At 76.2% G+C, this 15,198-nt stretch carries 10 protein-coding genes; 7 read left to right on the top strand and 3 right to left on the bottom strand.

Annotated elements, in window-relative coordinates:
• Positions 1-11 precede the first annotated feature (11 nt).
• From DBP14_RS23625 to DBP14_RS23615, 3 genes are all read left to right on the top strand, one after another.
• Positions 12-1,508 carry a PP2C family serine/threonine-protein phosphatase gene (locus tag DBP14_RS23625; RefSeq protein WP_129312050.1) on the top strand — a complete coding sequence of 499 codons (1,497 nt, stop codon included), beginning with the start codon at positions 12-14 and terminating at the stop codon, positions 1,506-1,508.
• Between the two features lie 108 nt (positions 1,509-1,616).
• Positions 1,617-2,963: a VWA domain-containing protein gene (locus DBP14_RS23620; RefSeq protein ID WP_129309140.1), complete on the top strand. Its 1,347-nt coding sequence runs from the start codon at positions 1,617-1,619 to the stop codon at positions 2,961-2,963.
• Positions 2,964-3,012: 49 nt separating this feature from the next.
• Positions 3,013-4,866 carry an FHA domain-containing protein gene (locus DBP14_RS23615; protein WP_129309139.1) on the top strand — a complete coding sequence of 618 codons (1,854 nt, stop codon included), beginning with the start codon at positions 3,013-3,015 and terminating at the stop codon, positions 4,864-4,866.
• 230 nt (positions 4,867-5,096) lie between these two features.
• Here the strand turns inward: DBP14_RS23615 and DBP14_RS23610 are convergent, their stop codons facing one another.
• Positions 5,097-6,089: a methyltransferase domain-containing protein gene (locus tag DBP14_RS23610; protein WP_129309138.1), complete on the bottom strand. Its 993-nt coding sequence runs from the start codon at positions 6,087-6,089 to the stop codon at positions 5,097-5,099.
• 70 nt (positions 6,090-6,159) lie between these two features.
• Between DBP14_RS23610 and DBP14_RS23605 the strand changes: the two genes are divergently transcribed.
• The 4 genes from DBP14_RS23605 (at position 6,160) to DBP14_RS23590 (ending at position 14,057) form a co-directional block, all read left to right on the top strand.
• Positions 6,160-6,573 carry a globin gene (locus DBP14_RS23605; RefSeq protein ID WP_129309137.1) on the top strand — a complete coding sequence of 138 codons (414 nt, stop codon included), beginning with the start codon at positions 6,160-6,162 and terminating at the stop codon, positions 6,571-6,573.
• 189 nt (positions 6,574-6,762) lie between these two features.
• Positions 6,763-10,206: an FtsX-like permease family protein gene (locus DBP14_RS23600; RefSeq protein ID WP_164992392.1), complete on the top strand. Its 3,444-nt coding sequence runs from the start codon at positions 6,763-6,765 to the stop codon at positions 10,204-10,206.
• Between the two features lies 1 nt (position 10,207).
• Positions 10,208-12,931, top strand: a complete 2,724-nt coding sequence (locus DBP14_RS23595; RefSeq protein ID WP_164992391.1) for an FtsX-like permease family protein — start codon at positions 10,208-10,210, stop codon at positions 12,929-12,931.
• A gap of 226 nt (positions 12,932-13,157) precedes the next feature.
• The gene (locus DBP14_RS23590; protein WP_129309136.1) at positions 13,158-14,057 is read left to right on the top strand and encodes an ABC transporter ATP-binding protein; all 900 of its coding nucleotides are present in this window, start codon (positions 13,158-13,160) and stop codon (positions 14,055-14,057) included.
• Between the two features lie 20 nt (positions 14,058-14,077).
• Here DBP14_RS23590 and DBP14_RS23585 read toward each other — a convergent pair whose 3' ends face one another.
• The gene (locus tag DBP14_RS23585; protein WP_129309135.1) at positions 14,078-14,773 is read right to left on the bottom strand and encodes a hypothetical protein; all 696 of its coding nucleotides are present in this window, start codon (positions 14,771-14,773) and stop codon (positions 14,078-14,080) included.
• Positions 14,770-15,192, bottom strand: coding sequence for a thioesterase family protein (locus tag DBP14_RS23580; RefSeq protein ID WP_129309134.1), 423 nt, complete (start codon positions 15,190-15,192; stop codon positions 14,770-14,772). The genes DBP14_RS23585 and DBP14_RS23580 overlap by 4 nt, the downstream gene beginning before the upstream one ends.
• Positions 15,193-15,198 lie beyond the last annotated feature (6 nt).

Here is a 15,198-nt window from a genome sequence, read left to right as displayed (position 1 = left end):
CTGGTGTCGGCATGGCCGGTGCTGCCGTGGGCGGTGCTGCCGTGGGCGGGGAGGGTGGCGATGTGGACTGGCCCGCCGCCCGACCGGCCGGCTCGGGTGCCCAGCCGCCCGTCCACCTGCCCACCGACCTGCCGGGCACGGACTCGGGGGGCTCCCCGCTGAGCGGGCAGCCGCTGATGGCGGCCGGGGGCGGGGAGCCCTCGGACGGACCGGACACGCCGGGTGCGCGCGGCGGGGCGGGTGCGCCGGACGGGCCGGACGAGCAGCCTGCGTCGGGTGGGCCGGGTGCCTCGGGCACGCCGGGTGCGTCGGGTGCGCCTGGTGGGCCGGGTGCGTCCGAGTCCGGTCCGGAACAAGTCCCGGCCCCCGGCGTCCGCTTCGACCGTGCGCCGCAGCCCGACGACTATCCGCTCCAGGCGCCGGACCCCCGGGCGGCCGTCCCGGGTGCCGGCGCCGATGCAGGCGGAGCCGATGCGGGTACCGGTGGGACCGGCGCCGGTGCCGGCGGGACCGGCTCGGCGGAGGCCGGTGGCGCCGACGGTTCGGCTGAGGTCGGCGACGGTTCGGCTGAGGCCGCCGCCGGCGATGGTTCGGCGCAGGTGTGTGTCGCCTGTCGGGCCGGGCGGGTTGACAGCGACGGGTACTGCGAGAACTGCGGGCACGCCCAGCCACGGGAACGCGACCACATGGAGCGGGAGTCGGGTTCGGCGGCCGCCGTCAGCGACCGCGGGCTGCGCCACCACCGCAACGAGGACGCCTTCGCCGTCGACACCGCCGCGCTGCCCGACGGCACCCCCGCCGTCCTCGCGATCGTCTGCGACGGCGTGTCCTCGGCGACCCGCCCCGACGAGGCCTCCCTGGCCGCGTCCCGGGCGGCGGGCGAGACCCTGCTGGCGGCCCTGCCGCGCGGCACGCATCCGCAGGCCGCGATGCACGAGGCGATCATCGCCGCCTCGCAGGCCGTGAACGCCCTCGCCGGGGAACCGGACACGGCGCGGGAGCACACCCCGCACCAGAACGCCCCGGCGTGCACGATCGTCGGCGCGGTGGTCGCCGCCGGGCTCCTGGTGGTCGGCTGGGTCGGCGACAGCCGCGCCTACTGGGTGCCGGACGACCGCGGCACGCCCGCGGCCCGGCTCACCGAGGACGACTCCTGGGCCGCGCAGATGGTCGCGGCGGGCCTGATGAGCGAGGCGGAGGCCTACGCCGACGAGCGCGCCCACGCGATCACCGGCTGGCTCGGCGCCGACGCCTACGAACTGGAGCCGCACACCGCGTCGTTCAAACCGGACCGGCCCGGAGTCGTCGTGGTCTGCACCGACGGGTTGTGGAACTACGCCGAGACGGCCGGGGAGATGGCCGACGTCGTGCCCCCGGACGCGGCCGAACGCCCGTTGCACAGTGCGCGGGTCCTGGTCGGACACGCGCTCGACGGCGGGGGCCACGACAACGTAACAGTGGCGGTCCTGCCGTTCCCCGCGCCGCCGCACGGGGCAGGATCGGCCTGAGGCCGGACAGGGGAGAGCACCGACGGACCGGAGGGGACCGGACCGTCCACGTCACCGCCTCACACCGGCCAGGTGTCCGAGGGGGATCCGAGGGGGATTCGATCAGTCATGGCCAATTTCGCGAAGTCGAACGTGCCGCAGTTCTCGATGGACGTCTACCAGAACGAGTACCTGCCCGAGGGCGGCAGCGAGGTCAACGCGATCGTCACGGTGTCGGCGACCGGCGGCGGCACGATCGGCAGCGCCGTCACCGCCCCGCACCTGTACGCGCCGGGGCAGGGCCCGTCGGCGGCCGTGGCGGTCATGGTGGACTGCTCGGGCTCCATGGACTACCCGCCGGCCAAGATGCGCAACGCCCGTGACGCCACGGCCGCCGCGATCGACACCCTGCGCGACGGCGTCCACTTCGCGGTGATCGGCGGCACGCACGTCGCCACGGAGGTCTATCCGGGCGGCGGGCGCCTCGCGGTCGCCGACGCGCGCACCCGCGCCGAGGCCAGGGAGGCGCTGCGCCGGCTGAGCGCGGGCGGCGGTACGGCCATCGGCACCTGGCTGCGGCTCGCCGACCGCCTGCTGGCCTCGGCGGACGTCGCCATCCGGCACGGCATCCTGCTCACCGACGGCCGCAACGAGCACGAGGCGCCCGCGGACCTGAAGTCCGCGCTCGACGCGTGCGCCGGCCGGTTCACGTGTGACGCGCGGGGCGTGGGCACCGACTGGGAAGTGAAAGAAGTCACAGGGATCGCCTCCGCGTTGCTCGGCACCGCCGACATCGTGGCCGATCCGGCCGCGCTCGCCGCCGACTTCACGCGGATGATGGAGGCGGCCATGGGCAAGGAGGTCGCCGACGTCGCGCTCAGAGTGTGGACGCCGGTCGGCACGAGCATCCGCTTCGTCAAGCAAGTCGCGCCCACGGTAGAGGAGTTGACCGGCCGTCGTACCGAGGCCGGGCCGCGCGCCGGGGACTATCCGACCGGTTCCTGGGGCGACGAGTCCCGCGACTACCACCTCTGTGTCGAGGTCCCGCCGGCCGGAATCGGCCGCGAGATGCTGGCCGCGCGCGTCTCCCTGGTCATCCCGGAAGCGGATGGAACGGTACAGAACCTCGGGGCGCAGGGGCTCGTACGGGCCGTGTGGACCGACGACATGACGGCCTCGACCTCGATCAATCCCCAGGTCGCGCACTACACCGGCCAGGCCGAACTGGCACAGGTCATCCAGCAAGGGCTCGATCTGCGCAAAGCAGGCGATTTCGACGGAGCAACGGCCAAACTGGGGCGGGCGGTTCAGCTCGCCGGGGCCTCGGGGAACGCGGATACTGCGAAACTGCTTGCGAAGGTGGTGGACGTGGTCGACGCGGCGACAGGTACTGTGCGGTTGAAGGCGAAGGTCGCGGAAGCCGACGAGATGACTCTCGAGACCCGGTCCACCAAGACCGTTCGCGTGAAGAAGTGACCCTTGCAAGCGAGTACCACGGACCCTTAGGAGAAGGGGAAGCGCCGACATGCCGACCTGCCCGAACGGACACCAGTCGGGTTCCGACGACTGGTGCGAGGTCTGCGGTCACCGCATGGCCGGTGCCGTACCTCCGCCCCCTCCCCCGCCGCCGACAGCCGGTGGCGGCTACGGCTTCCCGCCGCCCGGCCCGCCCGGCCCCGGCGGCCCCAGCCAGCCCGGCGGCCCGGGTCAGCCCGGTGGTGGCCGCCCGCATCTGTCGGCCGTGCCCGATCCGGAGCCGGAACTGTGCCCGCAGTGCCGTACGCCCCGTGAGGGCGGCGCGCCGTTCTGCGAGGAGTGCCGGTGGAACTTCCTGACCAACACGGCCACGTCGTACACCCCGGCGGCGCCGCGCCCGACCCAGCCCCGCTTCCAGCCGCCGAGCGCGACGTACGGCGGCGGTGACGGGTACGAGTACCAGGGCTCGCGGCCCTCGCAGGTGAACCGGCCCGCCGAGCCGATCCCGTCCTTCGGCAGCGAGCCCTCGGGCCCGACGCCGTTCGCCTCGGAGCGCCGCCCGTCCGGCCTGCCGCCGACCTCGGCCGGCCCGTCCGGCCAGCAGGGTCCCGGGGGCCCGGGCGGCCCCGCGGGCCCGTCCGGCTTCGGCGACGCCCGCCGTCCGGGCGGCCCGCCGCCGGGAGTCGGGGGCGTCCCGGGTCAGGCACCTGGTGCGCCCGGCGGCCCTGGTGGCCCCGGCTTCGGTGGCGTGCCCGGCCAGACGTCCGGCGCACCCAACGGCTCCGGCGGCCCCGGTGGTCCTGGCGGCTTCGGTGGCCCTTCCGGCTTCGGTGGCGGCCCCGGCCAGGGGCCCGGCAACAACCCGTCCGCCCCGTCCGCCTTCGGTGGCGGGCAGAGCGACCCAGTCGGCCCGCCGCCCTTCGGCCGCGGCCAGGGGGACACATCCGGTCCACCGCCCTTCGGTCGCGGCCAGGGAGACACCCCCGGCCAGCCGCCGTTCGGTCGCGGCCAAGGGGACACGTCCGGTCCGCCGCCGTTCGGTGGCGGTCAGGGTGGTCCCGCCGGTGCGCCGCCGTTCGGGCGTGAGCCCGGGGGTCCCGGCGCCCCGACTCCCCCCGGCCCGCCCGGTGGGCCCGGTGCTTCCGGCCCCTCGGTGTTCGGCGCCGACCCCTCGCGTCCGGTTCCGCCGCCGCCCGGTCCGACCCCGCCCGGCCCCGGCGCCGCGGCGGGCGGCCCCCCGCAGGCGTTCCAGCAGGCCGGGCCGCCCGCCCCGCCCGCGTTCCCGCAGGAGACCGGCCGGCCCCCGGCCGGTGGCCCGGCCTTCGGCGGCGGAGACGACGACTGGGTGATCTCCCCGCCGACCGGCCAGCCCGGTCAGCCGGGGCAGCCCGGCCCGTCCGGGTCCGCCAGTGGTCCCGGCGGCGGCTACGGCTACCCGCCCGCCGGTGCCCCCCAGGCCCCGAACGTTCCCGGCTTCCCGCAGGCCTCGCGGCCGTCGGCCGGCTGGACGGCGACGATCGGCCCGGACCGCGAGTACTTCATGGCGATGATGCACCGCTCCGGTCCGGAGGCGGCGGGCCTGAACCTGCCCGCCTACTCGCCCGAGCAGCAGCGCGCCCTCACCGGCAACCAGGTGACCATCGGGCGGCGCCGGCACTCCACGGGCGACACCCCGGACATCGACCTGTCGGTGCCGCCGGAGGACCCGGGCGTCTCGCACCAGCACGCGGTGCTGATACAGCAGCCCGACGGCACCTGGGCGGTCGTCGACCAGAACTCGACGAACGGGACGACGGTCAACGGCGGCGACGAGCCGATCCAGCCCTTCGTGCCCGTGCCTCTACAGGACGGCGACCGCGTACACGTGGGCGCCTGGACGACGATCACGGTCCGCCGCGGCTGACGGCGTGCGGCGGCCCGGACCGATGGACCACCGGTCGGCCGACCGCCGTCGGGCCCGAGGGCCCGCTGCCGGCGGCCGAGCCGGGACGGGTCACGTCGGACGATCGGGCGAGTGACCGGCCGAGCCGGTCGGACCGCTCGGTCAGTCGGACCGCGCCGGCGTGGCGCGGCGCCCGGAGCCAACCGCCGTCGGGCCCAGTCAGTCGCACCGCGTCCCCGTGACGCGGGCGGTTACGGGAGGGGCCAGGTGTTCGGGCCGTTCGGGTCGTCCAGCCAGGCTCGTGCGTGGCCGGTGTCTGTGGGGTCGGGGGCGATCGTGACGCCGTAGCGTTCGCGGTCCGGCATGCCCGTGCGTTCCCACAGGGCGTAGGCGTCCAGCGGGCTCAGAGCGGCCCCGGCGAGGCCGAGCAGGAAGTGGAACGACTCCTGCTCGCGCGCCCGGGACGGCAGCCCGCTCAGCGACACCGGGCCGGCCTCGGCGCGGCCCTCACCGCGCAGCGGGACGAAGTAGGCCGGTGTGGACAGGAAGCGGCCCTCGGCGTGCCCGGCGTCCCGCACGGTCAGCGCGAGCAGCCCGGTGGCGAGCGGCACCAGCACGCGGGCGCCGGGACGGCACTGGGCGAGCCAGGCCCGCGGCACGGTGGGCAGCGCGCAGGTGGCGATGATCCGGTCGAAGGGCGCGCGTTCGGGGACCCCGCGCGCCCCGTCGCCGGTGACGACCGCCGGATGGTGACCGGCGGCGGCCAGATGCGTCCGGGCCGACTCGGTGATCTCCGGTTCCAGGTCGACGGTGGTGACGAGGTCGTCGTCGCCGAGCCGGTGGGCGAGCAGCGCCGCGTTGTAGCCGGTGCCGGCGCCGACCTCCAGCACCCGGTGGCCGTCCTCGACCCGCAGCGCGACGAGCATCCGCGCCATCAGGGAGGGCTGGCTGCTGGAGGAGAGCAGTTCGCCGTCGCGCAGCCGGGTGGCCAGCGGGGCGTCGGCGTAGGCACCGCGTACCCAGCGTTCCCGCGCGTCCCGGTCCGGGCTCTCGCCCCAACGGCGCTCGTAGCCGCCCCGGACGCCCACGTAGTAGTACGGCACGAACAGGTGCCGAGGCACGGCGGCGAACGCCTGCCGCCACACGGGATCCTCCGCGAAGGCGCCGTCGGCGTCGATCTCCCGCACCAGCGCGGCCCGCGCCTCGGCGGCGAGCCGGTCGGTCTCCGCGTCGTAGGCGCCCATGGGTCCACAGTAGGGCGGCCGGGGCCGGGCGGTCTTACGTCCGGAGTCCTCGGTCACCCGGTCTGAGACCATGGACCACGTGAATGAGATTCGGCGCGGCACGCTTCAGGAGCAGACCTTCTACGAGCAGGTCGGCGGGGAGGAGACCTTCCGCCGGCTCGTCCACCGTTTCTACGAGGGTGTCGCCGAGGACCCGTTCCTGCGGCCGATGTACCCGGAGGAGGACCTGGGCCCGGCCGAGGACCGGCTGACCCTGTTCCTCATGCAGTACTGGGGCGGTCCGACGACGTACAGCGAGCAGCGCGGTCACCCCCGGCTGCGCATGCGGCACGTCCCGTTCACCGTGGACCGGGCCGCGCACGACGCCTGGCTGAAGCACATGCGGGTGGCCGTCGAGGAACTCGGGCTGTCCGAGGAGCACGAGCGGACGCTGTGGAACTACCTGACCTACGCGGCCGCGTCGATGATCAACGCACCGGGCTGACCGCACCCGGTCGCTGAACGTCGGATTCCGGCCGTACGGCACCGGATTCCGGTCACGATCCGGTATAGACCGGTCGACAACCGCTTACCCGGGGCCCGTTGTCTCTGCGAGCATCGCCCGCGGAGGTCCGGATGATCCGGAGGGTCCACGACGGACCCGCGACGACAGGGTGGGCGGGGGCGGGGCTGGGTGACGGGGTTCGTCGTCTCACGTGCGCGGGCCCACCGGCTGCTGCTCGGCGCGATGCTGCTCACGGTGCTGCTGACCACGACGGTGCTGGCGACGCTCACGGCGTACTCCGGCGCGATCGGCGACGCGGCACTGCGGCACGTGCTCGACGACCCGCGCAACGCGGCCGACACCGCCCTGATCGTCAAGGCCGACGTGCCCGCCGGCCGGCGTACGGCCGCCGACCAGGCCGTACGGGCGGGGGCGCGGAAGACGTTCGACGGGCTTCCGGTGACCGTGCGGACGCTGCGCCGCTCGGGGCCGTACGCCCTGCCCGGCTCGCTCCGCCCGGCCGGCGAGAGATCGAACGTCGGGTCCGGTGCCGGGTCCGGCGATCCCGACCTCACGTACTTCGCGGCGCTGGACCCCACCCAGGTGCGGATGACCACCGGCCGGCTCCCCCGGCCCGCCGGAGCCGGTGCCGAGGCCGAGGTGGCGATCCCGCAGGCCGTGTCCGCCCCGCTCCGGCTGGAGCCCGGCGACCGGATCACGCTGGCCGACCAGCTCGGCGGCCGTTCCGTGCGGGTCCGCGTGACCGGGCTGTACCGCCCGCTCTCGGTGACGGCGCCGTACTGGCAGCTGGACGACCTGCGCGGGCGCGGCGTGAAGACGTCCGGTTTCACGATGTACGGCCCCCTGCTCACGGACCCGTCGGTGCTCAATGCCGGCCGGGTGAGCACCGGGTCGACCGCCTGGCTCGCCTCGGCCGACTTCGGCACGCTGACGACCGGGCGGACCGGCGCGCTGCGGGACGCCGCGCGCGCGGGCAGCGGCAGCCTGCGCAAGTCGGCGGCGCTGAGCGGGATGACCGCGCTGTCGACCTCGTTGCCCGACGTCCTCGACCGGATCGACCGCTCCCTGCTCGTCTCCCGCTCCAACCTGCTGATCGTCACGCTCCAGCTGATCCTGCTCGCCGGGTACGCGCTGCTGCTCGTGGCCCGGCTGCTCAGCACCGAACGGGCGGCCGAGACCCGGCTGCTGCGGGCCCGGGGCGCCTCCCGGACCCGGCTCGCGGTCCTGGCCGCCACGGAGTCCCTGCTCCTCGCGCTCCCCGCCGCCCTCTGCGCGCCCCTGCTCTCCACCCCGCTCACCACCCTGCTGGCCTCCCGGGGCCCGCTGAGCCGGCTCCACCTCCACCTGGACGTCCCCCCGACCGGCCGCCTCTGGGTGTGGCTGGTGGCGGCTGCGGTGGCCCTGGCCTGCGCGACGGCCGCGACACTGCCCACCCTGGGCGCCGGACGGGAGCCGGGGCGTCCCGGCGGCAAGCGGGGCGCGACACCGGTCCGCCGCCGGGCCACGGCACCGTGGCGGACGGCGCGGACGGCGCGGACAGCCGGTGGCGGCCCGGCGGCCCCGCCCGGCACGCGCTCCCCCATCCGCGCCGGAACCGGTGCCCGTCCCCGTCGTACCCCCGGCGCCGGCCTGGTCCCCGGCCCCCTCCAGGCGGGCGCCGATCTCGCGCTGCTGGCCGTGGCCGGCGTCGCCTACTGGCAGTTGGGGCGGCAGACGTCGGGCGCCGTGGTGGCCGGACGGGGCGGGGTGCTCGGCATCGATCCGCTGCTCGTCGCCGCGCCGGCGCTGGCCCTGCTCGCCGGGACCGTGCTGACGCTGCGGCTGCTGCCGCCGGTCGCCAGGCTCGCGGAGCGGCGCGCGGCGGCCGGGCGGGGACTGACGCCGGCGCTGGTCGGCTGGCAGTTCAGCCGGCGCACCGCGCGCGGGGCCGGGCCCGTGCTGCTGCTCGTGCTCGCGGTGGCGCTCGGCATGCTGGCCATCGGACAGGCCTCCTCCTGGAGCCGCTCGCAGGACGACCAGGCCGACTTCCGTGCCGGTGCGCCGGTGCGGGTGCTGGCGGACGGCGACGGTGACCTCGGCCGCACCGACCTGTACGCCGGCCTGCCCCACGTCCGCTCGGCCGCCCCCGCCGTCCGCGCCCAGGACCTGCTCTCCGGGGACCGTACGGCGACCGTGCTCGCGCTGGACACCGCCCGCGCGGCGGACACGATGCTGATGCGCCGGGACCTGGCGGACGTACCGGCGCGGCGGCTGCTCACCGGGCTCACGCCCAAGGACACCCCAGCGGGGGCCCAAGTCCCCTCCCACACGGCCCGGTTGCGGCTGACGGCGAGCCTGCGCAGCTCCACCGGGCCCGGTACGACCGCCGACGTGACGGTGACGCTGGAGGACCGCTACGGGGTGCCGTACGACCTGCCGATCGGGCAGCTGCCCACCGACGGCCGCACTCACGTCCTCACCCTGGAACTGCCCGCCGGGGCCGGCCCGCTGAGTCTGACCGGATTCCGGCTCACCATGGGCCAGCCGGCCGAACGCGCCGAGCGACACCGCTTCACTGTGCGGGAGTTGGCGGCCACGGGCGCCGACGGCAAGACCCGCAGGCTGTCTCTGCCCGCCCGCTGGACCACGGCCGCCGAGGCGGGCGGCGCCGCCGTGCCCAACGCCAGGACCAGCCCCACCCGGCCCGAGGTGCTGCCCGGCCGGCCGCTGACCGTCACCTACGGCACCGGGTACCTCCCGGACGCGGACATCTGGACCGTGGCCTCCCTGACGGTCGACCTGCGCGCCGCCCGCCCGGCGCCGCCGGAGGTGACCGCCGTGGCGACCGACCTGTTCCTGGCGTCGGCGGGCGCCCGTACCGGGCAGCGGGTGGACGTGACGATCGGCGGCCAGAGCCTGCCGGTGCGGATCGTCCGGTCCGTGCGGGCGCTGCCGACGACGGCCGCCGACGCCGAGCACACGGGTGACGGCGACGGGGGTGCCGTACTGCTCGATCTGCGCGCCGCGGAGCGGGCGTTGGAGGCACGCCACGGTGACAGCGTCACGCCGACCGAGTGGTGGCTGCGGACCGCGCCGGGCGACGCGGCCGGGGTCGCGGCGGCGGTGCGGGCGCTGCCCGACATGGATCCCGGGCAGGTCGTGGTGCGGGACGAGATCGCCGCCGAGCTGCGCGACGACCCGTTCGGCGCGGGCCCGACGGCCGCGTTCACGGCGGCGGCCGTGGTGGCGGCCGCCCTCGCCGCGGTCGGTTTCGCCGTGGCCGCCGCCGGGGCGCTGCGGGCGCGGGACGCGGAGTCCGCGGTCCTGCGCGCGCTCGGTGTGCCGCGCCGGCGGCTGGCCCGCGCCGTCGCCGCCGAACAGACGGTCCTGGTCGGGCTGTCGCTCGCCGTGGGCGTGGCCCTGGGCGCCGTACTCGCCCGTGCGATCCTGCCGTTGATCGTCCTCACCACCCAGGCCACCCGGCCGGACCCGCCCCTCGTGGTCCAACTCCCGGTGGGACAGGTCGTGTTGCTGCTGGCGGTCGTTTCGCTGGCCCCGCTGGCGGTCACGGCGGTCCTGTCGCTGCGCCGGGCGGACCCGGCGCGGGCGCTGCGGGACCAGGGGGGTGAGTGAGGTGCGGCGTGCTGTCACCGTGGTGGTCGCGCCCTGGGTACGGACGCGGCTGCGGTCCGCCCCCGGGGCGGCTCTCGCGCTCGCCCTGCTGGTCGCGGTGACCGCCTGCCTGGCCGGGGTCTTCCCGCGCGCGGTCGACCGGTACGAGGACGCCGGGCTGGCGCGTGCCCTGCGGGAGGCCGGCCCCGTCCACACCACGATCACGGTCTCCGCCCCGCAGCCCGACTTCACCGCGGCGCCCGGCGAGCGTGCGGCGGCGCTCCGGCCTGACACGCTGGAACGGCAGTACGCGAAGCTGCTCGACGCGGCGGGCGCCCCGCTGTCCGTGGACCGGGACCAGTCGGCGTACGGCGTCGGCACCCGGACCAAGCCGCCGGTGCCCGACCCGTGGATCCCGCGCCCGAGCGGTCTGCCCGCCCATGTCGCGCTGGTCGCGCAGAGCGGCCTCGCGGGGCACGCCCGGGTGCGGGAGGGACGGCTGCCGCGCACGTCCGGCCCGGTGACCGACAGCACCCCCGGCGTGGAGGCCGCCGTCACCGCCGCCACCGCCAGGAGCCTGCACATCAGGACCGGCTCGGTCATCCACGTGCCCGGCGTCGGCAGGCCTCCGCTCGCCGTGCGGATCACCGGCATCCTCACCCCGCGCGACCCGGCCGGCGCCTACTGGTCCACCCAGCCGCTGCTGCGCAACCCGAGCCTGGTGACCGTGCCCCCGCCGGGCCCGGACCCCGTCCAGTACTGGCTCGGCGCGCTGCTGCTCCCGCCGGACGCCGCGCCCGCCCTGCTCGGCACCGCGGGTGACCCCGCCCGGTACTGGAACCTCGCCCCCGACCTCGGCGGTCTGCACGCCCATGACCTGGACCGGCTGAAGTCCGCCGTCGCCGCCCTGGAGTCGGGCCCCGGCCTGCAGCGGGCCCGGACCGTCACCGACCCGCGCGCCGACGTCGACACCGGGCTGGACGACGCGCTCGCCGGCTTCTCCCGTCTGCGCTCCGGGATCTCCTCGCTGGTCGCGGTGGCCGCCGCCGGGACCGGGACGGTCGCCGCCGTGGTCCTGCTGATGGCGGGCGGCCTGGCCGCCGACCGTCGCCGCACCGAACTCGCCCTGCTGCGCGCCCGGGGCGTCTCGCTGCGCGGCCTCGCCGGGCGCCTGCTGGCGGAGACGGCCGTGGTCGCCGTACCCGCGGGCGCGCTCGGCCTCGGCGTGGCGCTGGCGCTGGTCCCGGAGGGCCGGACCGGATACGCCGTGGCCGCCGCCCTCGCCGTCACCGCCGTCGCCTGCGCCGCCCTCCCGGTGCGGGCCGCGTTCGCGCACCGCGCGGTGCGGGTGGCCGGCGGCCCGCGCGAGGACGTGGCGACGGTACGGCCGTCCCGGCGCCGTACGGTCGCCGAGCTGACGCTGCTCGTCCTCGCGGCCGGGGCGGTGGAGGCGCTGCGCCGGCGTGGTGCGACGGGCGACCAGCTGATCTCGGTGGCGCCGGTGCTGGTCGGGGTGATCGCGGCGCTCGTGCTGCTGCGCACCTACCCGTTCGTCCTGCGCCGGCTGGGCCGCCCGGCCCGCCGGCTGCGCGGAGCGGTGGCCCACCTGTCCCTGGCCCGCGCGAGCCGTACCTCCGTGTCGGCGGTCCTGCCGCTGCTGGCCCTGCTGACCGCGCTCACCACGGCCGCGTTCGGCGGCTCGGTCCTCTCCGGGGTGCACTCGACCCGGGACCGCGCGGCCCTGCTCACCGTCGGCGCGGACGCCCGCGTCGACTCCGACGCGCCCCTGCCCGCCGGTCTCGACGCGCGCGTGCGGGACGTGCCGGGGGTGCGCGGGGTGGCCCCGGTGAGCATCGACTACCAGGCGAAGCCGCTGGACGGCCAGGACTCGGTGGCGCTGGCGGCCGTGGACCCGGACAGCTACGGCCGGTTGGCGACGCACACGGGGCTGGGCGCCTTCGAGGCAGGCGGCTTGACGCGACGGCACGGCGAACTCCCCGCCCTGGCCTCCCCGTCCGTCGCCGAAGCGTACGGCACCCGCCGTCCGTTCCTGGTCCGGCTGGAGGACGGCAGCGCGGTCACCGTGCGGATCACCGCCGTACGCGAGCGCACCCCGGCCGTCTCCGGTGACTTCCTGGTCGTCGACCGTGCCGGGCTGACCGCTGCGGCGGCCCGTCCCACGGCCCTGCTGCTCAGCGGCGGCCAGGTGGACGCGGGGGCGCTGCGCCAGGCCGTCCACGGCTCCGGCACGGTCCTGGTACGGGCCGAGGAGCGGGCCGGGTACGCCGACTCGCCGCTCCAGACCGGCGCGGAGCACGTGTACACGGCGGCGGTGGCGGCCGGCGCGGGCTACGCGCTGCTCGCCCTCCTGCTGTCCCTGCTGCGCGCGGCCCCGGAACGCACGGCCCTGCTGGCCCGGCTCCGCACGATGGGCCTGAGCCGCGCGGAGTCCCGGCGCCTGCTGGTCCTGGAGTCCCTGCCGCTCGCCCTCCTGGCCGGCCTCGGCGGCGCGCTGACCGGCTGGGCGACGATCCGTCTCCTCTCCCCCGGCATCGACCTCACCACCATCGCGGTGGCCACGGCGGAGACGCCGGCCGGCGAGGCCACCCTCCGCCCGGACACCTGGTCCCTGACCGCCCCGGCCCTCCTGGTCCTCACCCTGTCGGTGACCGTCGCGGCCACCCAGGCGTGGTGGACGGTGCACCGAGGCTCCACACGGGAGCTGCGGGCGGGGGACGGCCGATGAGGGGCGGCACGGGCCGCGCCGTCACCGGATGCGCCGTCGTCGGCCGCGGGCCCGTCGTGGCTGATCGCGCAGTTCCCCGCGCCCCTTACGGGGCACGTCCGCACGTAGCTGCGGGCATGCGTGCCGCTGGGGGCGGCACGGGTGGGCGCAGCGGCACCCTGGCAGCGCCTGTAAGCGGACCCACCCCCGCCCGGCCGCAGTACCGCGCATCCACGCAGGAGACCTCATGACCAGCGAAGACACCCTCATCACCTGCGACCGCCTGGTCCGCATCTTCTCCGCCGACGGCATCGAGGTCCAGGCTCTCCAGGGCCTCGACCTCACCGTCCGGGAGGGCGAGCTGATGGCCCTCGTCGGCGCGTCCGGCAGCGGCAAGTCCACCCTGATGAACATCCTCGCCGGCCTCGACACCCCCACCGCCGGCGTAGCCCACGTCGCCGGCCGCGACCTCCTCGCCATGACCGCCCGCGACCGCCTCGCCTACCGCCGCGAGGTCGTCGGCTTCGTCTGGCAGCAGACCTCCCGCAACCTGCTCCCCTACCTCACCGCCGCCCAGAACGTCGCCCTCCCCCTCCAGCTGGCCGGCACCGGCCCCCGCACCCGCACGAGCCGCCGCGCCCGCACCGAACGCGCCCTGGAACTCCTGGAGTTGCTGCGGGTGGCCGACTGCCGTGACCGCCACCCGCACGAGATGTCCGGCGGCCAGCAGCAGCGGACCGCCATCGCGGTGGCCCTCGCGAACGCACCCTCCGTCCTGCTCGCCGACGAACCCACAGGCGAACTCGACTCCCACACCGCCGCGGAGATCTTCGAGGCGTTCCGCGCCGCGAACGAGACCCTGGGCACCACGATCGTCATCGTCACCCACGACCAGGCGGTGGCCGGCGAGGTCCGCCGCACGGTCGCCATCCGAGACGGCCGTACCTCCACGGAGGTCCTGCGCCGCAGCGAGGTGGACGCGACCACGGGTCACGAGACACTGGTCGCCCGCGAGTACGCGATGCTCGACCGGGCGGGCCGCCTCCAGTTGCCCGCCGAGTACACCGCCGCGCTGAACATGCGCGACCGGGTGGCGCTGGAGCTGGAGGACGACCACATCCAGATCTGGCCGGTCGACCGGAACTGAATACGGCTCGCCACGGCGCGTCAGCGCACGCTGACCCCGAGGTCGCCGAGTGAGCCGAGGGCCCCCGGCACCGGCGGGCGGACGGCGACGGAGCCGTAGGGCGTGCGGAGCCTGAGCCAGGTTCCGCAGGAGAGGAGCGCGGTGTCGTCGGCGGCCGTGCCCGGGCGGAGGAAGCCGAGGGACTGGGCCGCGTGCAGGGCCCGTACCGGCAGACGGGTGGGGGCGATCTCGCGGGACCAGATGGCGTGGCCGATGCGGTCGAGTTCCGGGCGGGTCCGCAGCTCCGGTGCCAGTTCCGCCGTACGGGAGCGGAATTCGGCGACGGCGGACGCGACCGCCGCCCGCAGCGCGTCGGGGCCGGGCAGACCGGGTTCGGCGCGCCAGCCGCCGCGCGGGGGCAGCAGCCCGGCCCACGGCGGCCCGGTGACCGCGCCCGGCACGGCGGCCGTGGCCGCGCGCTCGTCCACGGACTCCAGCAGCTCGCCGGCGGAGACGGTCACGTCGAGGGTGACGTCGAGCCCGTTCTCGTACGGCTTCGCCAGCCGCACCGCGCGGACGGCGAGCACCTCGAAGGACGGCGGGCGCCCGAACACGGCGAGCGCGGTCCCGGCGGCCTGGAGCCGTACGGCGGCGGAACGGTCGTAGTGGAGCAGCCGGGAGAGGAAGGCCGCGAGGTCGGCGGCCTCCGTGTCGTCGGTGAGGTGGAGCACCGTCATGCGGCGACGGCCTCTTGGTCTGCCTCGTCGCGGTCGTCCCGGTAGGTGCCGAGGAAGTCGCGCTCCTCGGCGGTGATCCGGCGCGGCCGCTGCGCCTCGAAGTCGAACGGCACGATGACGGTCGAGGCGCGGACGTAGACCAGGTCGCCGTCCTTCACCTCGTAGGTGAGGGTGAAGGAGGCGGCCTTGATCTCGGTGACCCACAGCTCGATGTCCACCGGCTCGTGGCGGTGGACGAGCTGCCGCTTGTAGTCGATCTCGTGGCGCGCCACGACCGACCCCTGCTGGAAGTCCTTGTCCGGGCGGAACAGGAAGTCGATACGGGCTTCCTCCAGGTAGCGGAGGAAGACCACGTTGTTGACGTGGCCGTACGCGTCCATGTCCGCCCAGCGCAGCGGGCAGCGGTAGGTGTGGCGCATGTGCGA

This window comes from Streptomyces sp. L2, from assembly GCF_004124325.1.
In the GTDB taxonomy this organism is placed as follows: Bacteria; Actinomycetota; Actinomycetes; order Streptomycetales; family Streptomycetaceae; genus Streptomyces.
This window is presented reverse-complemented; position numbering and strand designations above follow the sequence as displayed.